At 72.3% G+C, this 19,493-nt stretch carries 17 protein-coding genes; 6 read left to right on the forward strand and 11 right to left on the reverse strand.

Annotated elements, in window-relative coordinates:
• The first annotated feature begins 212 nt into the window (after positions 1-212).
• Complete coding sequence (locus tag ABZY57_RS08705; RefSeq protein WP_356509547.1) at positions 213-1,691, forward strand: amino acid permease; 1,479 nt, start codon at positions 213-215, stop codon at positions 1,689-1,691.
• A gap of 10 nt (positions 1,692-1,701) precedes the next feature.
• Complete coding sequence (locus ABZY57_RS08710; protein ID WP_356509549.1) at positions 1,702-2,157, forward strand: Lrp/AsnC family transcriptional regulator; 456 nt, start codon at positions 1,702-1,704, stop codon at positions 2,155-2,157.
• A 68-nt stretch (positions 2,158-2,225) separates the two neighbouring features.
• Here the strand turns inward: ABZY57_RS08710 and ABZY57_RS08715 are convergent, their stop codons facing one another.
• The 6 genes from ABZY57_RS08715 to ABZY57_RS08740 all read right to left on the reverse strand — a co-directional run bounded on the left by ABZY57_RS08715 (position 2,226) and on the right by ABZY57_RS08740 (position 7,321).
• Positions 2,226-2,417, reverse strand: coding sequence for a DUF1059 domain-containing protein (locus ABZY57_RS08715; RefSeq protein WP_356509551.1), 192 nt, complete (start codon positions 2,415-2,417; stop codon positions 2,226-2,228).
• 86 nt (positions 2,418-2,503) lie between these two features.
• Positions 2,504-3,637 (reverse strand): LLM class flavin-dependent oxidoreductase, encoded by a 1,134-nt coding sequence (locus ABZY57_RS08720; protein WP_356509553.1) that lies wholly within the window; start codon positions 3,635-3,637, stop codon positions 2,504-2,506.
• Positions 3,638-3,736: 99 nt separating this feature from the next.
• Positions 3,737-5,104, reverse strand: coding sequence for an NtaA/DmoA family FMN-dependent monooxygenase (locus ABZY57_RS08725; protein WP_356509555.1), 1,368 nt, complete (start codon positions 5,102-5,104; stop codon positions 3,737-3,739).
• Positions 5,105-5,128: 24 nt separating this feature from the next.
• A complete protein-coding gene (locus ABZY57_RS08730; RefSeq protein WP_356509557.1) occupies positions 5,129-6,340 on the reverse strand; it encodes an LLM class flavin-dependent oxidoreductase in 1,212 nt (403 codons plus the stop codon).
• A gap of 69 nt (positions 6,341-6,409) precedes the next feature.
• The gene (locus ABZY57_RS08735) at positions 6,410-6,520 is read right to left on the reverse strand and encodes a putative leader peptide (RefSeq protein WP_356509559.1); all 111 of its coding nucleotides are present in this window, start codon (positions 6,518-6,520) and stop codon (positions 6,410-6,412) included.
• A gap of 93 nt (positions 6,521-6,613) precedes the next feature.
• A complete protein-coding gene (locus tag ABZY57_RS08740; RefSeq protein ID WP_356509561.1) occupies positions 6,614-7,321 on the reverse strand; it encodes a GNAT family N-acetyltransferase in 708 nt (235 codons plus the stop codon).
• A 291-nt stretch (positions 7,322-7,612) separates the two neighbouring features.
• Between ABZY57_RS08740 and ABZY57_RS08745 the strand changes: the two genes are divergently transcribed.
• The 3 genes from ABZY57_RS08745 to ABZY57_RS08755 all read left to right on the forward strand — a co-directional run bounded on the left by ABZY57_RS08745 (position 7,613) and on the right by ABZY57_RS08755 (position 10,997).
• The gene (locus tag ABZY57_RS08745; protein WP_356509563.1) at positions 7,613-8,134 is read left to right on the forward strand and encodes a hypothetical protein; all 522 of its coding nucleotides are present in this window, start codon (positions 7,613-7,615) and stop codon (positions 8,132-8,134) included.
• A gap of 279 nt (positions 8,135-8,413) precedes the next feature.
• Positions 8,414-9,214 (forward strand): carbon-nitrogen hydrolase family protein, encoded by an 801-nt coding sequence (locus ABZY57_RS08750; RefSeq protein ID WP_356509565.1) that lies wholly within the window; start codon positions 8,414-8,416, stop codon positions 9,212-9,214.
• Positions 9,215-9,299: 85 nt separating this feature from the next.
• On the forward strand, positions 9,300-10,997 hold the full coding sequence (locus tag ABZY57_RS08755; RefSeq protein WP_356509567.1) for an NAD(P)/FAD-dependent oxidoreductase: 1,698 nt from the start codon (positions 9,300-9,302) through the stop codon (positions 10,995-10,997).
• Between the two features lie 144 nt (positions 10,998-11,141).
• Here ABZY57_RS08755 and ABZY57_RS08760 read toward each other — a convergent pair whose 3' ends face one another.
• The 3 genes from ABZY57_RS08760 to ABZY57_RS08770 all read right to left on the reverse strand — a co-directional run bounded on the left by ABZY57_RS08760 (position 11,142) and on the right by ABZY57_RS08770 (position 14,577).
• Positions 11,142-11,783: a DUF5995 family protein gene (locus ABZY57_RS08760; RefSeq protein WP_356509632.1), complete on the reverse strand. Its 642-nt coding sequence runs from the start codon at positions 11,781-11,783 to the stop codon at positions 11,142-11,144.
• 85 nt (positions 11,784-11,868) lie between these two features.
• Positions 11,869-13,278 (reverse strand): solute carrier family 23 protein, encoded by a 1,410-nt coding sequence (locus ABZY57_RS08765; protein WP_356509569.1) that lies wholly within the window; start codon positions 13,276-13,278, stop codon positions 11,869-11,871.
• A gap of 81 nt (positions 13,279-13,359) precedes the next feature.
• Positions 13,360-14,577, reverse strand: a complete 1,218-nt coding sequence (locus tag ABZY57_RS08770) for an MFS transporter (RefSeq protein ID WP_356509571.1) — start codon at positions 14,575-14,577, stop codon at positions 13,360-13,362.
• Between the two features lie 54 nt (positions 14,578-14,631).
• Between ABZY57_RS08770 and ABZY57_RS08775 the strand changes: the two genes are divergently transcribed.
• Positions 14,632-15,810 (forward strand): ROK family transcriptional regulator, encoded by a 1,179-nt coding sequence (locus ABZY57_RS08775; RefSeq protein WP_356509573.1) that lies wholly within the window; start codon positions 14,632-14,634, stop codon positions 15,808-15,810.
• A gap of 48 nt (positions 15,811-15,858) precedes the next feature.
• Here the strand turns inward: ABZY57_RS08775 and ABZY57_RS08780 are convergent, their stop codons facing one another.
• Together ABZY57_RS08780 and ABZY57_RS08785 are read right to left on the reverse strand one after the other, a co-directional pair.
• Positions 15,859-16,605 (reverse strand): NAD(P)H-binding protein, encoded by a 747-nt coding sequence (locus tag ABZY57_RS08780; protein ID WP_356509575.1) that lies wholly within the window; start codon positions 16,603-16,605, stop codon positions 15,859-15,861.
• Positions 16,606-16,798: 193 nt separating this feature from the next.
• Positions 16,799-19,180 (reverse strand): chitinase C-terminal domain-containing protein, encoded by a 2,382-nt coding sequence (locus ABZY57_RS08785; protein WP_356509577.1) that lies wholly within the window; start codon positions 19,178-19,180, stop codon positions 16,799-16,801.
• Positions 19,181-19,493 lie beyond the last annotated feature (313 nt).

A 19,493-nucleotide genomic window follows, 5' to 3' on the forward strand; every position in this document is an offset into this window, starting at 1 on the left:
AGGACAGATCCGCGCAACGATCAGTCGCCAATGTGCAAGGATGGTGCATTACGGGCGGTATCACTCAGCTCGTAGGCTCACTCGCTGTACGTGGAGTGGCGTGGACCGCCTGCTCGGCGGTCCCCCATGCCCAGGCCCTTGCGGCCTGCTCTGCTCCGGACCGCTGCGGTCGACGCCTGAAACCCCACCCGCAGTGACAAAGGAGTCCCCTCGTGCTCGACCACGGCCAGGCGCCACCGCTCACTTCCGAGCCCGCGGCGACGCGCAAGCCCGCCCACCCCCTGCTGCGCCGCAAGCCGGTGGAGCAGCTGGTCGCCGAGGGCGGCCAGGGCGAGGGCGGCTCGCTGCGCCGCTCGCTCACCATGTGGCAGCTGACCATGATCAGCATCGGTGCGACGCTCGGCACCGGCATCTTCGTCGTCCTCGGCACCGCGGCCCCCAAGGCCGGCCCCGCCGTCACGATCTCCTTCATCATCGCGGGCCTGACCGCGCTGTTCTCGGCCCTCTCCTACGCGGAGCTGGCCGGATCGGTGCCGGTCTCCGGATCCTCGTACTCGTACTCCTACGCCACCATGGGCGAGCTCGTCGCCTGGGTCTGCGGCTGGTGCCTGGTCCTGGAGTACGGCGTCTCCGTCGCGGCGGTCGCCGTCGGCTGGGGCGAGTACCTCAACGAGCTCCTCGACGGCACGATAGGGGTCACCATCCCCGAAGGCGTCGCGGCGCCCCTGGGTGAAGGCGGGTACATCAACCTGCCGGCACTGGTCGTCGTCCTGCTCGCCATGGTCTTCCTGATGCGCGGTGCCAAGGAGAGCGCCCGGATCAACTCGATCATGGTCGGCGTGAAGATCGTCACCCTGCTGCTCTTCATCGGCATCGGCTTCATGGGCATCAAGGCCGGGAACTACGCCCCGCTCGCGCCGCTCGGCATCACCGGCATCAGCGCCGGCGCCGCCACGCTCTTCTTCTCGTACATCGGCTTCGACGCCGCCTCCACCGCCGGTGAAGAGGCCAAGAACCCCAAGCGCGACCTGCCCCGCGCGATCATGCTCTCGCTGCTGATCGTGACGGTGCTCTACGTCCTCGTCGCCTTCGTCGCCGTCGGCGCCATGCCGTGGCAGGACTTCGAGGGCACCGAAGCCGCGCTCGCCCAGATCATGACCGACGTCTCCGGCCACACCTTCTGGGGCGTCGTCCTCGCCGCGGGCGCCGTCGTCGCCATCGCCTCCGTGGTCTTCGCCGTCCTCTACGGCCAGACCCGCATCCTCTTCGCCATGTCCCGCGACGGCCTCGTCCCCAAGGTCTTCGCCAAGGTCGACGCGAAGACCGGCGCCCCGCGCGCCAACGTGGTGATCGTCTCCCTCTTCTGCGGAACGCTCGCGGCCTTCATCCCGCTCGGCAAGCTCGCGGACGCCACCAGCATCGGCACCCTCTTCGCCTTCGGCCTGGTCAACGTCGCCGTCGTGATCCTGCGCAAGACCCGCCCGGACATGCCGCGCACCTTCAAGGTGGCGCTCTTCCCCGTCACCCCGATCCTCGGCCTGCTCGCGTGCGGCTACATGATGTTCAGCCTGGACACCGCGACCTGGATCGTTTTCGGTGGCTGGATGGCCGCCGGGCTCGTGATCTACTTCCTGTACGGCATCCGCCGCTCCCGTCTGGCCGCAGCAGAACCGGCCGCAGCAGAGAAGTGATCCACGCGCAGTGCGACTGAACGATCTCGACGAACGCATCGTGCATGCCCTCGCCAAGGATGCGCGCCGCTCCTACGCGGACATCGGCTCCGAGGTCGGTCTCTCGGCCCCCGCGGTCAAGCGGCGCGTGGACCGGCTGCGCGCCGAAGGGGCCATCACCGGCTTCACCGTCCGCGTGGACCCTGCCTCGATGGGCTGGGAGACCGAGGGCTTCATCGAGATGTACTGCCGCCACAACACCTCGCCGGACGACATCCGGCGGGGGCTGGAGCGCTACCCCGAGGTGGTGTCCGCGTCCACCGTCACCGGTGACGCGGACGCCCTCGTCCAGGTCTTCGCCGCCGACATGCGGCACTTCGAACGGGTCCTGGAGCGGATCGCGGGCGAGCCCTTCGTGGAGCGCACCAAGTCCGTGCTCGTCCTCTCCCCGCTGCTGCGCCGCTTCACCTCGGGCGCACCCGCCTAGACCGTCTCTTTCGGCCCAGGCCTGGTGCCACGCCGGGCGCACGAGGCGAAGCGTGCGGTCCACGGCTTTCAGGCGTGCTGCGGGACCTCGTCCTTCATCAGGCCGCGCAGCTGCTCGCGGAACTCCGGGGTGTCCGTGTGGCTGTGCACGTCGGCGGCGTGCTGCACGGCGGCGCGCAGGAGTTCCTCCTCCTCGCCCGCGATGGTGAGGGTGCAGTTCAGTTCGCTCGGGTACTCCCTGCAGTCCAGAACCTTGCGCATGACGTACCTCCCTGGCTGGCAGGCGCTGGTGTACTCACCTCACCTCCCACCATCCTCTTTCCGGGGGCGGGGCGAAACCCGGGAGGTCAGCCCCGGCGCGCCCACTCCCCGGCCAGCAGCCGGTACGAGCGCACGCGGTCGGCGTGCGCGTGCGTGATCGTGGTGATCAGCAGCTCGTCCGCGCCCGTGGCGTCCCGCAGCCGTTCCAGCTGGTCGGCGACGGTGGCCGGCGAACCGGCGAACTGGGTCTCCACCCGGTCCGCGACCAGCTCGTGGTCCGCCGCCGACCAGCCCCGGGTCAGCGCACGGGCCTCCTCCGGCGACGGGAAGGGGATGGCGCCCTCACCGCTCCGGATGCTGTGCACCCAGGGCGCGTACCCGGCCGCCAGCTCCCGGGCCTCGGCGTCGTCCGGGGCCACCACGACGTCGGCGGACACGGTCAGGTGCGGCATGTCCAGCCCGCCCGGCCCGGCCGAGGGCTTGAAGGCCGCCCGGTAGGCCTCGGCGGCCTCCAGCACGCTCGCCGGGCTGACGTGGTAGTTCGCCGCGAAGCGCAGCCCGTTCGCGCCGGCCGTCTCGGCGCTCACCCCCGCGCTGCTGCCCAGGACCCACACCTGGACCTCGGCGCCCTCCCCGGGCACGGCATGCGCCTCCACCCCGTCCGCCGAGCGGTACTCCCCGCGCAGCAGGGCCAGTACGTCGCCCACCTGCGCGGAGTACTCCTGCGAGGTGGCCCCCGGCAGCTGCAGCAGCCGCTGCTGGAGCGCGATGCGCGGGTGATCGCGCAGGTGGGTGAAGGAGAACGGCTTCGGTATGCGCAGGCCGTTCGCCGTGGTGTACGCCACCGGCGGCTCGGCCCCGGCGCGGCGCGCCGGAGGGCCGCCCGCCGAGCGGCCCAGACCCAGATCGATCCGCCCCGGGTGCACCGCCTCCAGCAGACCGAACTCCTCGACCGTGGACAACGCCGTGCGGTGCCCGAGCTGGACCGCCCCCGAGCCGATCCGGATCGTGGAGGTCGCCGAGGCGGTCAGCGCCAGCACGACGGCGGGGGAGGTCCCCGCGACGCCGGGATTCAGGTGGTGCTCGGCGAACCAGTAGCGTGCGTAGCCGAACCGCTCGGCCTGCCGGGCCAGGTCCACGCTGCCGCGCAGGGCCTCGGCCGCCGAGGAGCCGGACGGGATCGGGACGAGGTCGAGGACCCCGAGCGGGATACCGGGCATGGTGTTCCCCTTCTTCGGTGACGGATTTCGGGTGCGGTCCCGCGGAGTTCCGCGGAGATCCCGCCGAGGTGCTTGTGCGTTCCTGCGTTCCTGCGTCCGTCAGCCGCGCGCAGGGGCGAGCGCGCGGGGCGCCGCCAGCCCGAGGTGGTCGCGCAGCGTCGGGCCGGTGTACTCGCGGCGGAACACCCCGCGCTCCTGGAGCAGCGGGACGACGGTGTCCGCGAAGGCGTCGAGTCCGCCGGGGGTCAGGTGCGGGACCAGGATGAAGCCGTCGGCCGCGTCCGCCTGGACCAGGGCGTCGATGCCCTGGGCGACGGTGAGGGGCGAGCCGACGAAGGACTGCCGCTCGGACGTCTCGATCACCAGCTCCCGGATCGACAGACCCTCGGCCGCGGCCCGCTCCCGCCACTCACGGGCCACGGCCACCGGATCCCGGTGCATGCGCACGCTCGCCCGGCCCAGCGCGATGGTGTTCTCCCCGGGCACCGGATCGACGTCCGGCAGCGGCCCGTCCGGGTCGTACGCCGACAGGTCCCGGTTCCACACGTGCTCCAGACGCTTGATCGCGGTCGCCCCGCTGACCTGCTGGAGCCGCACCTCGCGGGCAAGCTCCTGCGCCTCGGCGTCGGTGTCGCCGAGCACGAAGGTCGCCGCCGGAAGGATCTTCAGCTCGTCGGGGGTCCGCCCGTACCGGCCGAGGCGCCCCTTGACGTCCGCGTAGAACGCGCGGCCCTCGTCCAGCGTGCCGTACCGCCCGAAGACGGCGTCGGCGGCGGCCGCCGCGAACTCCCGCCCCTCGTCCGAATCGCCCGCCTGGAAGACGACCGGCCGTCCCTGGGGGCTGCGCGGCACGTTGAAGTGCCCGGAGATGTCGAACTGCTTCCCCCGGTGGGCGAAGGCGCCGGGGTCCGCGTCCCGCAGGAACTCCCCGGAGACCGGGTCGGCGAGGATCTCGCCGCCGTCCCACGCGTCGAACAGCTCGCGGGCGGTGTCCAGGAACTCCCTCGCCCGCTCGTAGCGTTCCTCGCGCGGCAGGAAGCCGCCGCGCCGGAAGTTCTCCCCGGTGAAGGCGTCCCAGGAGGTGACCACGTTCCAGGCGGCGCGGCCCCCCGACAGATGGTCGAGGGAGGCGAACTGGCGGGCCACCTCGTACGGTTCGTTGAAGGTGGAGTTGATGGTGCCGGCCAGTCCGAGGTGCTCGGTCACGGCGGCGAGCGCCGCCAGTACGGTGAAGGTGTCGGGGCGGCCCACCACGTCCAAATCGTAGATCTCACCGCCCTGTTCGCGCAGGCGCAGGCCTTCGGCGAGGAAGAGGAAGTCGAATTTCGCGCGCTCGGCGGTCCGCGCGAAACGGAGATACGAATCGAAGTCGATCTGGCTCCCGGCGGCCGGGTCGCTCCACACGGTGGTGCTGTTGACCCCGGGGAAGTGCGCCGCGAGATGGATCTGCTTGAGCGGCTTGCTCATGGCTGCTGTCGGTCCTTCCGGGTATCAGGCGGCGGGGGAAGCGGTGGCGGCGCCGGCGGCCGGGGCGGCGGCGTACCGGCTCGCCGGGCGCGGAAGCCCCAGCAGGCCGCGGAGCGAGGAGGCCTCGTAGGACCGCCGGAACGCCCCGCGCCGCTGGAGCTCCGGGACCAGGCCGCGGGTGATCGCCGGCAGGTCGTGGGCGAGCACCCCCGGCCGCAGCCGGAAGCCGGTCAGCCCGGCCTCCCGCCACTCCAGCAGCAGGTCCGCGAGGTCGGCCGGAGTCCCCGCGAAGACGGGGGCGTCACTCGTGTACGCGACCCCGTGCGCGGCGTCCAGCCGCTGGAGCCGGCGCTCTGCCGTCGCCGGCTGCTCGTCGAGGAAGACAGCCAGCTCGCCGAACACGTGCGCCGCGGCGGGGAGTGCGGCGACGGCGGCGCGGACCTCGCCGGCATCCCGCGCGGTCACGTAGCCGATGTCGGCCGACCGTGCGAGGAACGGGTACACGGCGGCGTCGGAGGCCAGCGCGCTGACCGGGGGCAGACCCTGGGGCGGCCTCGGGGTGATGGACGGGCCCTTCACACTGAAACGGGGGCCCACGAAGTCGATGTAGTGCAGCTTCGCGCGGTCGATGAACCGTCCGGTGGCGGCGTCGCGGATCTCGGCGTCGTCCTCCCAGCTGTCCCACAGCCGCCGCACCACCTCGATGTGATCGGCGGCCTCCCCGTACAGCCCGGCCGGGTCCAGAGGACCGCTGCGGCGCCCGAAGTGGCGTACCTCGTCCGGCCGTTCGGAGATCTGGATGCGCAGCCCGGCGCGCCCCCGGCTCACGTAGTCCAGGGTGGCGAGCGCCTTGGAGACGTGGAAGGGCTCGGTGTGGGTGGCCACCACGCTCGGCACCAGCCCGATGTGCCGGCTGAGCGGCGCCACCCGGGCGGCGACCAGCACCGCGTCGAGCCGGCCCCGCACCAGGTCGGTGCGGCCGTCGGGCCCGGCCGGATCGGTGGACTGCAGGCTGAGCGAGTCCTCGAAGGTGACGAAATCCAGCAGACCGGCCTCGGCCTCGGCGACGAGCGCCGCCCAGTAGCCGGCCGTGAACAACCGGTCGGCGTCCGCGCCCGGTTCGCGCCAGGCGGCGGGATGCCAGCCCGCCCCGTCGAGGGCCACGGCCAGGTGGAGCGGGCGGCTGGGAGCGGGGGAGGGGGACGGGGAAGGGGACGGAGAAGGGTGCACGGGCATGGCGGAACGGCCTCCTGATCGGGCGGCGCGGCGAAGGGGTGATTCGGATCGCGGAACGCGGAACGCTGATCAGGAACGACAGAGGGAGCCGGCGACGCGCAGGAGGTCGATGTGCGCGCGGGTGTGCAGACGGACGGCGCGACGGGGGGTGAGGGCGTCACCTGCGGTTCGTACGGTCATGCCGGGCCACCCCCTTCCACCTCGCGCTCCGGTCGTCCTTCCGACGCTAGATCAGAGGGGGCCGGGCCACAACGGATGCCATGTCAATCCGTGTTAAGCCTTCGTGTCGGGCGTGCGAAGCCCGATGAAGACCGGCTCGCGGCGCAGGGCGAACCCCATCGAGAGGTACAGCCCCACGGCCGAGGTGTTCTCCGCCGCGGCGTGCAGGAAGGCGGTGTCCCCGCGCTCCTCGACGGCGGCCACGACCGCACGGATCAACCGCCCGGCGAGCCCTTCGCCCCGGTGCTCGGGGTGGGTGCACACGGCGCTGATCTCCGACCAGCCCGGCGGCCGCATCCGCTCGCCCGACATCGCGACGAGCCGGCCGCCGCGGCGGATCCCGAGGTACGTGCCCAGTTCGACGGTGCGCTCCCCGAACGGGCCGGGACGGGTCAGCCCGACCAGTTCCAGCATCTCGGGCACGTCGGCGGGCCCCAGCAGGACCGCCTCCGGTTCCTCCTTGCCGCGGACCGCGCTGCCGTCGAGCTGCACGCCCGGTATCGACATCAGGGTCTCCCAGCCCGCGGGCGGGGTCGGCAGCCCGGTCACCCAGACCTCCTGACCGGGGCCGACGAGCTCGGCCAGATCCGCCCAGGCCCGCGGGTCCTCCGGGTCGGCGAGCGCGGCGAAGGGCGATACACCGGCCGCGTAACGGGCGGCCAGCCCGGCCGGACCGGTCTCGGCGAAGCCCCGGTGCGGGCCGTCGAGCGCGGCCCAGACGGGATTGTCGAGGACCGCACCGGGCCGGGACTCACGGGACATGGGAGGAAGCTTCCTTCGCTGGGGAGCGGGCACTCTTGCAGGCGGTCTTGACGGCCCCTGGCGGTGCCGTGAGACTGCGAACGCCAGCCTAATGCGGGCCGCGGACAGGAAGGGGGACCGGTGGACCAGCTCACCGCACCATCCGCCGCCACCACCCCGCTGCGCCGCTCCTGGCTCACCCGCCGGCTGCACATAGATCTCCTCCGCGTCTGCAGTGCCACGGCCCCGGCCTCCTGAGGCCCCGCCGAGCACGCACGCACGTACGCACGAGCAGACGCACCGAGGAGAGCCATGCCCCAGACCCATGTCCAGACGCCTGCCCCGAGCCGCGCCCCGAGCCCTGCCCAGAGCCCTGCCCAGGGCCGCGCCCAGAGCCCTGCCCAGGGCCGCGCCCAGGCCCCGGCCCCGACCCGTGCCCCCGACCAGCCGTCCGCCTCCGCGCCCGCCCGCCCCCGGCCGGCCGAGGTCCTCCGGGGCCGCATCGGGACCGGGTTCTCGCCCGTACCGCACCGGTACCGGCTCTACGTAGCCGCCGACGACTGTCCGAGCTGCCTCGGCATCACCGCCGCCTTCGCCGACCTGGGCCTGCGGGACACCGTGGCGCTGACCGTCCTGCGGTCCGGCTCCGACCCCGCGGGGCACGACGCGCTCCGCCGCGCCTACGAGGCCGCCGGGCACGACCACGACGGCACGCTCACCGTCCCCGCCCTCTGCGACGGCTGGAGCGGCCGGGTGGTCTCCAACCACGCTCCGGACATCCTGGAAGACCTGCGCAGGCTGAGCGTGCACCCTGCCTTCCGCCCGGCCCCGTAGGGCGGCCGCGAGGCAGTCGCGGGAGCCTGCGGAGGCCCTCCGCAGGCCCTCCGCAGGGCCTCCGCAGGCCACCCGGCAGGTCGAGCGGACGGGGCAGCCGCACAGGTGCCCGCGGCGCATGCGGAGGGCGTACGGGCCCCTCGCGCAACGAATCGCCGCGCACGCCCGCCCATACGCAACGAATCGATGCGTGGCACGCAACGGTCACGGCTTGTCCCGGTCGAACGCGCGAACGTACCGTCTAAGGATCCCCACCCCTCCTGCCACAGAGGTACGCCCATGCCCCCGCTGCGCACCGCCCTCCTCCAGAGTTCCGGACGGCTCGGCGACACCGCCGACAACCTGAAGGCGCTCGAAGAGGCCGCGGCACGCGCCGCACAGGCGGGGGCCGGTCTCCTCGTGACCTCGGAGATGTTCCTGACCGGCTACGCGCTGGAGATCGAGGACATCGCCCGGCTCGCCGAGCCGGCCGACGGCATGTCCGCCCGCGCCATCGGCGAGATCGCCCGCCGCCACGGGCTGGCCGTGCTCTACGGCTACCCCGAGCGGGACGGCGACGCCGTTTACAACGCGGCGCAGCTCGTCGGCCCCGACGGGGAACGGCTCGCGAACTACCGCAAGACCCACCTCTTCGGCTGCTTCGAGCAGGCGGCCTTCACCCCCGGCGACATCCCGGTGGTCCAGGCGGACCTCGGCGGCCTCCGCGTCGGCGTCATGATCTGCTACGACGTGGAGTTCCCGGAGAACGTCCGGGCGCACGCGCTCGCCGGTACCGACCTCCTCCTGGTGCCGACCGCGCAGATGCACCCCTTCCAGTTCGTCGCCGAACAGCTGGTCCCCGTAAGGGCCTTCGAGAACCAGATGTACATCGCGTACGTCAACCGCACCGGCCCGGAGGGCGAGTTCGAGTTCGTCGGCCTGAGCTGCCTCGCGAGCCCCGACGGGGTCACCCGGACCCGGGCAGGCCGCGGCGAGGAGCTGGTGTTCGGCGAGGCCGACCCCGAGCTGCTGCGCGTCTCGCGCGAGACCAACCCCTACCTGCGCGACCGCCGCCCCGGGCTGTACGCCTCGCTCGTCTGACCGCGGCCCCACCAGCGCCGCGCGAACCGCCGTAGCCCCCCGCTTGCCCTTCCCCCCTGCCCCACCCCGCTAGGAGTCGTACCCCATGACGTCCACGGTGCCCACCACCGCCGTCCCGCACAGCGACGGTCAGCAGCCGATCACGATGTTCGGACCGGACTTCCCCTACGCGTACGACGACTTCCTCGCCCACCCGGCGGGCCTCGGCCAGATACCGGCGACCGAGCACGGCACGGAGGTCGCCGTCATCGGCGGCGGGCTGTCCGGCATCATCTCCGCGTACGAGCTGATGAAGATGGGCCTCAAGCCCGTCGTCTACGAGGCCGACCAGATCGGCGGCCGACTGCGCACGGTGGGCTTCGAGGGCGCGGGCACCGAGGAGCTGACCGCGGAGATGGGCGCCATGCGCTTCCCGCCGTCCTCCACGGCCCTCCAGCACTACATCGACCTCGTCGGCCTGGTCACCGAGCCCTTCCCGAACCCGCTCGCCGAGGCCACCCCCTCCACGGTGGTCGACCTCAAGGGCGAGACCCACTACGCCGAGACCATCGCCGACCTCCCGCAGGTCTACCGCGACGTGTCCGCCGCGTGGAACGCGTGCCTCGACGAGGGCGCCGACTTCTCCGACATGAACACCGCGATGCGCGAGCGGGACGTCCCGCGCATCCGGGAGATCTGGGCGAAGCTCGTCGAGAAGCTCGACGACGAGACCTTCTACGGGTTCCTCTGCAAGTCCGAGGCCTTCAAGTCCTTCCGCAAGCGCGAGATCTTCGGCCAGGTCGGCTTCGGCACGGGCGGCTGGGACACCGACTTCCCGAACTCCATCCTGGAGATCCTGCGCGTCGTCTACACCGAGGCCGACGACCACCACCGCGGCATCGTGGGCGGCTCGCAGCAGCTGCCGCTGCGCATGTGGGACCGCGAGCCCGAGAAGATCGTGCACTGGGCGCAGGGCACGTCCCTCTCCTCCCTGCACGGGGGCAGCCCGCGCCCGGCGGTCACCCGCCTGCACCGCACGGCCGGCAACCGCATCACGGTCACGGACGCCTCCGGCGACATCCGCACGTACCGCGCCGCGATCTTCACGGCCCAGTCCTGGATGCTGCTCTCGAAGATCGCGTGCGACGACACGCTCTTCCCGATCGACCACTGGACGGCGATCGAGCGCACCCACTACATGGAGTCCTCGAAGCTCTTCATCCCCGTCGACCGGCCGTTCTGGCTGGACAAGGACGAGGAGACGGGCCGCGACGTCATGTCGATGACCCTGACCGACCGCATGACCCGCGGCACGTACCTGCTGGACAACGGCCCGGACAAGCCGGCCGTCATCTGCCTCTCGTACACCTGGTGCGACGACAGCCTGAAGTGGCTCCCGCTGTCCGCGAACGAGCGGATGGAGGTCATGCTGAAGTCCCTCGGCGAGATCTACCCGAAGGTCGACATCCGCCGCCACATCATCGGCAACCCGGTGACCGTGTCCTGGGAGAACGAGCCCTACTTCATGGGCGCGTTCAAGGCCAACCTGCCGGGCCACTACCGCTACCAGCGCCGCCTGTTCACCCACTTCATGCAGGACCGCCTCCCCGAGGACAAGCGCGGCATCTTCCTCGCGGGCGACGACATCTCCTGGACGGCGGGCTGGGCGGAGGGCGCGGTCCAGACGGCCCTCAACGCCGTCTGGGGCGTCATGCACCACCTCGGTGGCGCCACGGACTCCACCAACCCCGGCCCGGGCGACGTCTACGACGAGATAGCCCCGGTCGAACTCCCGGAGGACTGACCCTCCCGGCCCCTGCGGCCCCGTGACCACGGGCCGCCCCCGCGTGCGCGAGCGCGGGGGCGGCCCGTACTCATGCCCGCGCTCCTCCGCGCCCCTCCGCCCTGCCCGGCCCGCCCGGTCTGCTGCGCCCCGATCCGACCGGGCTCAGCCCGTCGGGGTGAGCAGGCAGCGGCCGACCAGGCCGACGCCCGCGTCGAGGGACTCGGTGAACTCCTCCGCGAGATCGGGGGAGCGGCGCAGCGACCACAGCAGGCGCGCCGAGGCCCAGGCCCCCGCGCGGGCCCGCTCCAGGCTCCAGGCGCCGAGCAGATGGGTGAGCGGGTCCGCGATCTCCAGCAGGTCCGGGCCCGGCATCAGGTCCTCCCGGATGTGCTCCTCCAGGGAGACCAGGGTGTCACCGACCCGGTCGAAGTCCGCTTCGAGCGCGGCCGGTTCGCAGTCGAGCGAACGGCAGGTGGCGACCACCGCCAGCGCCAGGTCGTGGCCGATGTGCGCGTTGATCCCGGCCAGCGCGTGCTGGAGCGGGCGGATCCCGGGGTGGCGTCGGTACTGGAGGAGCGGCCGCCAGCACGCCGGGGCCCGGTCGGCCTCCACCGCCGTCAGGTAGCGCTCGGCGAAGCGGACGCTGAGCGCCTCCGCCCGGCGGGGCGAGGGGAACGCTCCGTGCGTGATTCCCTCGTGCAGGGTCTGCGTCACCGTGAGGTACACCCGGTTGAAGACGGCGACGCCGTCCCGCTCGGGGAGCCGCTCGTCCAGGGCGCGCATCCGCGCCAGCACCGCTTGCATGGGGACCATGGGAGGCAGCGTCGCAGCCGCGGGCCGGGATCAGGGGAACTTGGCCGTACGCTTCCCCGGTTCGGGCGAAACTACGTCAACCCCGCTTGTCGCCGGTCAGCGCTTCCGGCTCGTCCGGCTCGTCGTACGCGGAGGTCCCCGCGTCCAGCAGCGGTTCCTGCTGCTTCAGGTGCGCCGGCGCGAAGTACCGCAGCGCGTGGTAGCCGGTGATCACGACGATCGTGCCGAGCGCGATCCCGCCGAGCTCGAAGCTGTCGGTGATGTTCAGCTCGACCCCGCCGACCCCGATGATGATGCCCGCCGCGGCCGGCACCAGGTTCAGCGGATTGCGCAGGTCCACCCGGCCGTTGATCCAGATCTGCGCGCCGAGCAGGCCGATCATCCCGTACAGGATCACGGTGATCCCGCCCAGTACGCCGCCGGGGATCGCGGCGACGACCGCGCCGAACTTCGGGCACAAGCCGAAGAGGAGGGCGAAGCCGGCCGCCGCCCAGTAGGCCGCCGTGGAGTAGACGCGGGTGGCGGCCATCACCCCGATGTTCTCGGAGTACGTGGTGTTCGGCGGGCCGCCCACCGCCGTGGACAGCATCGACGCGGCGCCGTCGGCGGCGATGGCCGTACCGAGCTTGTCGTCGAGCGGGTCGCCCGTCATCTCGCCGACGGCCTTGATGTGCCCGGCGTTCTCCGCGATCAGCGCGATGACCACCGGCAGCGCGATCAGGATCGCCGACCACTCGAAGGCCGGCGCGTGGAAGGTCGGCAGCCCGATCCAGTCGGCCTCGGCGACCCCCGACAGATCGAGCCGCCAGTGGTCCACGGCCTCGGGGCCGCCCACCGTCGAGTGGATCTTGCCGAAGAGGAGGTCGAAGACCCAGGAGACGCCGTACCCGAAGATCAGGCCGAGGAAGATCGCGATCCGCGACCAGAAGCCCCGCAGGCAGACCACGGCCAGCCCGGTGAACAGCATGGTCAGCAGGGCCGTCCACTGGTCCTGCGGCCAGTACGTGGAGGCCGTGACGGGTGCCAGGTTGAACCCGATCAGCATGACGACCGCGCCCGTCACCACCGGGGGCATCGCCGCGTGGATGATCCGCGCCCCGAACCGCCGGACCGCCAGCCCCGCCAGGAACAGGGCCGCGCCGACCACGAAGACCGCGCCCGTGACGACCGCGCTGTCCCCGCCGCCGGCCCGGATCGCCGCCGCGACCCCCACGAAGGAGAGCGAGCAGCCCAGGTACGAGGGGACCCGGCCGCGGGTCGCCAGCAGGAAGATGACGGTGGCGACACCGGACATCATGATGGCGAGGTTCGGGTCCAGTCCCATCAGGACCGGCGCCACGAAGCTCGCCCCGAACATCGCCACGACGTGCTGGGCACCCAGCCCGGCGGTCCGCGGCCACGACAGCCGCTCGTCCGGCCGCACCACCGCGCCGGGGGCGGGGGTCCGCCCGTCTCCGTGCAGGGTCCAGCGCACGCCGAGGCCCATGTTCCACCGCTTTTCGTTCGTTCTTCGTCGTTCGCCGGGAGCGCGGTCACGCTACGAGGCCGCAGGTGACCAGGCGACATGTTACGGCCGGATAGGCGCGGGTTCGTCCCGTTCGGAGGCCGGGACCCCCGCCGCCACCGGCCGCTGCCGCAGTACGGTCGCCCCCACGATCAGCGCGAACGACAGCAGCGTGACCAGCCCGAACGACACCACCAGCGAGGTCGCGTCGGCCACCGCGCCGATCGCCGACGGGGCGATCAGCCCCGAGGTGTACGTGATCGTCGCGACACCGGCGATGGCCTGCGCCGGGGCCGGACCGCTGCGCGCGGCCGCCGCGAAGGCCAGCGGCACCACCACCGCGATGCCGAGCCCGATCAGCCCGAACCCGGCCAGGGCCGCGGCCGGCTGGTGGACCGTGACCACGAGCAGCCCGCCCGCGGTGGCCAGTGCGCCGCCCGCGCGGACCGTGCGCACGGCCCCGAACCGGTCCACGACCCTGTCCCCGGCCAGCCGGGCGAGCGCCATCGTCAGCGCGAAGGCGGTGGTCGAGGCGGCCGCGAGGCCGGCGTCCGTGTGCAGCACGTCCCGCAGGTACACCGCGGACCAGTCCAGGCTCGCGCCCTCCGCGAAGACCGCGCAGAAGCCGATCGCGCCGATGAACAGCGCGGACTTCGGGGGCAGCGCGAAGTGCGGCGGCGCCTCCTCCCCACCGGTGTCGGTGCGCAGGTCCAGGACGCCCCGTACGGCGATCAGCCCGGCCAGCGTCAGGGCGAGCGCGGCGATCAGGTGGTGCAGGCGGGCATCGGCGCCGGCGTGCGCGGCGACCGTGCCGGCGGCCGAGCCGACCAGGGCACCCACGCTCCACATGCCGTGCAGCGAGGACATGATCGAGCGCTTCAGCCGGTTCTCGGTCTCCACGCCCAGGGCGTTCATCGCCACGTCCGACATGCCGGCGGTGGCCCCGTAGACGAAGAGGACGAAGCAGAGCGTCGCCAGGTTCGGGGCGAGGCTCGGCAGGATCAGGGCGAGGGTCCACAGGGACAGCAGGACCCGCAGGGCGGTGCGCGCGCCCAGCCGGTGGTTGATCCGCCCGGCCAGCGGCATCGTCAGCGCGGCGCCGACGGCGGGGAAGGCGAGGGCCAGGCCCAGGGTGCCGGCGCTGAGCTGCGCGTGGTCCTGGATCCAGGGGATGCGGGTGGCGAAGGAGCCGGTGACCGCGCCGTGGGCGCAGAAGACGCCGGCGATGGCGAAGCGGGCATGGCGCAGTCGCGCCGGGCTGAGTTCGGGTTCCCCGGTCATGACACGTAAACTATCAGGGACCCTGCCTGATAGTTACCCCCCGGAACTCCTAGGATGGGCGCCGTGACTCTTGCCAAGGCCCTGACCGCCACCGCCCGCGCCGCGTCCCACGCTCCGTCCCCCGCCTCGCCGAGCACGGCCCGGGCCATCAACGACCGGCTCGCCCTCCAGCTCCTCCAGGAGGAGGGCCCCCTGACGGCCCCCCAGCTCAAGGAGCTGACCGGCCTGTCCCGCCCCTCCGTCGCCGACCTGGTGGAGCGCCTCACCGGAGCCGGACTGATCGAAGTCGTCGGGGAATCCGGCGAACAGCGGCGCGGACCCAACGCCAAGCTCTACGGGATCGTGGCGCGGCGGGCCTACCTGGCGGCGCTCGACGTGCGGACGGACAGCGCCACGGCGGTCGTCGCAGACCTCCTCGGCCGGCCGCTGGCACAGGCGGCCCTGCCGGTGGACGCCGTGGACGAAGCGGTGGAACGCCTGGAGGAGCTCGTCCGGGAGGCGGGCGCCGACCGGCTCCACACGGTGGTGATCGGAGCTCCGGGACTGGTGGCCCCGGGCACCGGAGAGCTCCGCGACACGGCCGGACTGCCCGCCTGGCACCGGGACCTGGTGGCGGCGGTGCAGCGGCGGCTGCCGGCGGTGGTCGTGGTGGAGAACGAGACCAACCTGGCAGCCCTGGCCGAACAGCGGGTCGGGGCTGCGCAGGACCTGGAGTCCTTCGTGCTGCTCTGGCTCGGCGAAGGGGTCGGCGCCGCGGTGGTCCTGGACGGGCGGCTGCGCCGGGGCGCCTCCGGCGGGGCGGGGGAGATCGGCTTCCTGCCGGTGCCCGGGACGGGCGGACTCCCCTCGGCCACGAACTGCGACGGCGGCTTCCACGAGCTGGCCGGGCGGGCCGGGGTGGCCGCGCTCGCCGCCGCCCACGGCTACGACGGGCCGGTCGAGGAGGCCGTCGCGGGCGCGGCCGGACCCGCCTTCCTCGACGCCCTGGCCGACCGGCTCGCCCTCGGGGCCGCGGCCGTCGCGGCGATCCTGGATCCCGGCTGCGTCGTGCTCGGCGGGGAACTCGGCCGCGCGGGCGGACCTGCCCTGGCGGCCGGGGTCGCCCGCCGCCTCACCGCCCTGACCCCGGTCCCGACCGAGGTCCGCGCCAGCACCCTCGGCGACCCGGCGGTGCTCACGGGCGCGCGGCTCGCCGCCCGCGAGTCGGCGCAGTCCGCGCTCTTCCCGGCCTGACGGGCCGGCCGACACCGCCCCCTGCGCGCAGAAGGCCGGCCGGCAGCCTCAGCCGGTCCCGCGAGCGGCCAGGAACTGCGCGAAGGTCTTCTTGCCCACCGCGTGCGCGGGCGCCAGGTTGCCGCCGCGGACGAACCCGGCGTACGCCTTGCCGGCCAGCGGGAGCGGGACCACGCGCCGGTGACTGCCCTGCGCGGCCAGGTAGGCGCGGCCCAGGTCCGTCAGCGTGTGGGTCTCCGGGCCGCCCATGTCGGGGACCCGCCCCGCCGGTTGCGGGACCGCCAGCTCCGCGAGCCGGTCCGCGACCTCCTCGGCGGCGATCGGCTGCACCCGGACCCCCTTCGGCAGCAGGACCACCGGCAGCTTCGCCGCCGTGCCCGACACCCGGGCCACCAGATCGTGGAACTGCGTCGTCCGCAGAATCGTCACGCCGAGCCCGGAGCCCTCCAGGAGCCGCTCCACCGCCAGCTTGCTCCGGTAGTAGCCGAGCGGGACCACGTCGACCCCCACGATCGAGATGTAGACGATGTTGCGGACCGTCCCGGCCCGCCGGGCCGCCTCGACCAGGTGTCCGGCGGCCACCTCGTCGCCGCCGCGCGTCGCCGTCGCGCAGTGCACGACCACGTTCGCCCCCGCCATCGCCGCGTCCAGTCCGGCCCCGTTCATCAGGTCCACCGGGTGGACGGGTGCGTGCCGGCTCAGCACGCGGACGTCCTCGTGCCCCGCCTCCCGCAGCCGGGCGACGACCAGCGCCCCCAGGTTCCCCGTGCCTCCCGTGACCAGGATGCCGCCCATGGTGTCCGTTCCCTTCCTCGCCCGGCGCGCCCGGGTGCGCGCCCGCCCCGTGGGACCGTACAGCCCTCCTCGCCGGGGGAGTTGGAGGGGGCGCCACCGGACCACCGGCGGGTCCGGGGAACGCGAGGACCCGGTGGCCGCCGGGCCACCGGGTCCTCACGTCTCTTCACCTACGCGGTCACCCCGTGGGGTGTCAGCAGGCGCCCTGGTCCTTCCAGACGCCCCACTCGCCGGTGGTGCCGGGCTCCTCGTTCTGCGTCCACCACTGGGCCTTCCAGTTGCGGCCCTTGTGGGAGACGACCGTCCCGCCCGTGTACACGTTGCCCGCGACGTACGCCGGGTTGGTGCAGGTGCCGCCCGGAGGCGTGGTCGGGGGAGTCGTCGGAGGCGTGGTGGGCGGGGTGGTCGGGGGAGTCGTCGGCGGGGTGGTGGGCGGCGTGGTCGGCGGGGTGGTCGCACCCGGCTGGACCACGGTGACGCCGCGCGCCAGGTCACCGGCGAGCGAGTACGTCGTGCCGGAGATGTTCACCGTCCAGTTGGAGGGCGTGGAGACCGGCAGGTAGTAGTTGAAGGCCAGGTCGACCGAGGCGCCCGGGGCGAGCGTCTGCCACGCCGGGAGCTTCAGCGAGACCCGGTGGAAGTCGCCCTTCAGACCGCCGACGTTGCTGCCGGTGTGGTCGCTCTTGATCACCTTGGTGCCGAAGCCCGACTGGTCGGAGGCGTTGGCCGGGGACGAGGTCGAGTAGTCGAACTGGAACTCGGTGCCACCCGGCAGGGTCGCCGTGGTGTTGTTGGTGATCTTGAGCTTCGGGGTGATCGGGTAGTTCGAGTCGCCGAGCTTGAACTCGGTGAACTCCGTCTTGATGTCCACGGCCTGCGTCGGCAGCGCGGTGTTGGACTTCTTGGCGCCGTACGGGGAGGCGGCCTTGAACTTGTCGTACATCAGGGAGGTGAGCGTGTCGCCCATCTCGTACTGGCCCTTGGCGGCGTTCCAGCCGTAGTCGCCGGCCATCTCCCAGACCATGGTGCCGCCGATGCCGCGGTCGATCACGTAGTCGGCCTTGGCCGCCACCGACTGCTCGTCCTCCGTGGAGAGGAAGACCTTCTTCTGCGCGTTCCACAGCCACGGCGCGACCAGGGTCGAGTCGTACTTGCGGGCGTAGGTGCCGGTGAGCGTGGTGTTCGCCGGGAAGCCGTACTTGGTGACGTAGTCGCCGACGATCCCCTTCTCGAGGTTCTTGGCGTGCCACATCGGGTTGGAACCGGCCGGCGACTCGACGCCGTTGGTGTCCTTGTCGTGCCACAGGTTGTCGATGCCGACCGCGCCGTCACCGCACTTGGTCAGACCCGCGCCGGCCGGGCAGGTGGTCGCGGAGGCCTTGCCCCACAGACCGTCGGTGCCGCCCTGCACGTTCTTGTGGCCGCGGGTGTAGTACGGCAGGCCGATGTTGATGCGGCCGGCCGGCATGGAGCCGCGGAAGTAGTGGTAGGCCCAGTCGGTGTTGAGGTAGCCGACGTTCCCGTACTGGGAGCTGCCGTAGACGTTGGCGGCGGCGAGCTCGGCGTCCTTGCCGTCGTCGAAGAGCGAGGCGTTGGGGCCGACGTACTCGTTCCACGCACCGTGCAGGTCGTAGGACATGATGTTGACGTAGTCCAGATACTTCTGCATCTGGAAGGTCTCCATGCCGCGCAGCAGGTAGCCGGAGGAGGGGGCGGCGACGGTCAGCAGGTAGTGCTTGCCGTCGGCGGCGCCGGCCCGGTCCAGCTTCTCGCGCAGGCTCTTCATGAGGGCGTCGTAGCCCTTGACCAGACCGGCGCGGCGGGCGTTGGCCAGCTGCCAGTCCAGCGGGTTGCCCGCGTCCTTCATGGTGGTCGGGTACTCGTAGTCGATGTCGACGCCGTTGAACCCGTACTTGCGGATGAAGTCGACCGAGGAGGCAGCGAAGGTGTCGATGCCGGCCTGGTTGACCGAGCCGTCGGCGTTGGTGGCCATCGAGTAGAAGCCGCCCGACGCGACGCGGTTGCCGTCGTCGCCGAAGTAGCCGCCGGTCTCCGCCCAGCCGCCGACCGAGATCAGCGTCTTGACGTTCGGGTACTGCTTCTTGAATTTGTTCAGCAGGTTGAAGTTGCCCTTGTAAGGGAGGGCGGGGTCCATCTCGGCGCCCGCGACGCCCGGCCAGGTCATCCCGGTGGCGGAGTTGTTCACGCCGTCGGCCCCGACCGAGATCTTGTTGTCGCTGCCCACGTGGGCGAAGGCGTAGTTCAGGTGCGTGACCTTGGACCACGGGATGTTGTGGGGCAGGTAGGCGGGCGTGCCGTCCTTGCCCGTGCGCCAGCCCGTGAAGTAGCCGATGACGCGGCGCTGGTGGTCGGCGCCCATCTTCTCGCGGCCCTCGGTGTCGTAGACCGAGCAGTACGGGACGTCCACGCCGGCGGTCTTGTACAGACCGTCGGGGCGACAGGACTCGTTGTCGGCGGCGTGCGAGACGCCCGCCGAGAGCCCGGCCACCAACAGACCGGCGATTGCGGCGCCGGACGTCAGGAGCATGGCTCTCGTCTTGGTGGGGGACAGCATTGTGCCTCCTGGGGAGGGGAGGATGGCAGGACACAACAGGCTGGAACGTGGTGCGTGTTGGCCCGTGACGTGCGCACATCTGACGGGCTGTCTCCCGGGGAAGATGAAGGGAACGTTAAGAGGACTAGACCAACCCGTCAATAGGTCTGGACCAAAGTGCGCGATCCGGCAAGGCCCGGCGCGGGTTGCGTCAAGGGGGTCCTGCGTGGGGGTGCGGGGGAGGGGATCGACCGAACGGCGCAAGCGGCGCGCTCAAGAACGATCACACGTGTGACCCAGGCCACATTGACTCACCCGCATGGCCGCCGATCAC

Source organism: Streptomyces sp. NPDC006450 (genome assembly GCF_040612195.1).
Lineage (GTDB): Bacteria > Actinomycetota > Actinomycetes > Streptomycetales > Streptomycetaceae > Streptomyces.

What these genes read in the sequence shown, in the direction of transcription:
- ABZY57_RS08715 (WP_356509551.1), bottom strand. Translation starts at nt 2,417, where the DNA reads ATGCGCAAGGTTCTGGACTGCAGGGAGTACCCGAGCGAACTGAACTGC.
- ABZY57_RS08720 (WP_356509553.1), bottom strand. Translation starts at nt 3,637, where the DNA reads ATGCCCGGTATCCCGCTCGGGGTCCTCGACCTCGTCCCGATCCCGTCC.
- ABZY57_RS08725 (WP_356509555.1), bottom strand. Translation starts at nt 5,104, where the DNA reads ATGAGCAAGCCGCTCAAGCAGATCCATCTCGCGGCGCACTTCCCCGGG.
- ABZY57_RS08730 (WP_356509557.1), bottom strand. Translation starts at nt 6,340, where the DNA reads ATGCCCGTGCACCCTTCTCCGTCCCCTTCCCCGTCCCCCTCCCCCGCT.
- ABZY57_RS08735 (WP_356509559.1), bottom strand. Translation starts at nt 6,520, where the DNA reads ATGACCGTACGAACCGCAGGTGACGCCCTCACCCCCCGTCGCGCCGTC.
- ABZY57_RS08740 (WP_356509561.1), bottom strand. Translation starts at nt 7,321, where the DNA reads ATGTCCCGTGAGTCCCGGCCCGGTGCGGTCCTCGACAATCCCGTCTGG.
- ABZY57_RS08745 (WP_356509563.1), top strand. Translation starts at nt 7,613, where the DNA reads ATGCCCCAGACCCATGTCCAGACGCCTGCCCCGAGCCGCGCCCCGAGC.
- ABZY57_RS08750 (WP_356509565.1), top strand. Translation starts at nt 8,414, where the DNA reads ATGCCCCCGCTGCGCACCGCCCTCCTCCAGAGTTCCGGACGGCTCGGC.
- ABZY57_RS08755 (WP_356509567.1), top strand. Translation starts at nt 9,300, where the DNA reads ATGACGTCCACGGTGCCCACCACCGCCGTCCCGCACAGCGACGGTCAG.
- ABZY57_RS08760 (WP_356509632.1), bottom strand. Translation starts at nt 11,783, where the DNA reads ATGCAAGCGGTGCTGGCGCGGATGCGCGCCCTGGACGAGCGGCTCCCC.
- ABZY57_RS08765 (WP_356509569.1), bottom strand. Translation starts at nt 13,278, where the DNA reads ATGGGCCTCGGCGTGCGCTGGACCCTGCACGGAGACGGGCGGACCCCC.
- ABZY57_RS08770 (WP_356509571.1), bottom strand. Translation starts at nt 14,577, where the DNA reads ATGACCGGGGAACCCGAACTCAGCCCGGCGCGACTGCGCCATGCCCGC.
- ABZY57_RS08775 (WP_356509573.1), top strand. Translation starts at nt 14,632, where the DNA reads ATGGGCGCCGTGACTCTTGCCAAGGCCCTGACCGCCACCGCCCGCGCC.
- ABZY57_RS08780 (WP_356509575.1), bottom strand. Translation starts at nt 16,605, where the DNA reads ATGGGCGGCATCCTGGTCACGGGAGGCACGGGGAACCTGGGGGCGCTG.
- ABZY57_RS08785 (WP_356509577.1), bottom strand. Translation starts at nt 19,180, where the DNA reads ATGCTGTCCCCCACCAAGACGAGAGCCATGCTCCTGACGTCCGGCGCC.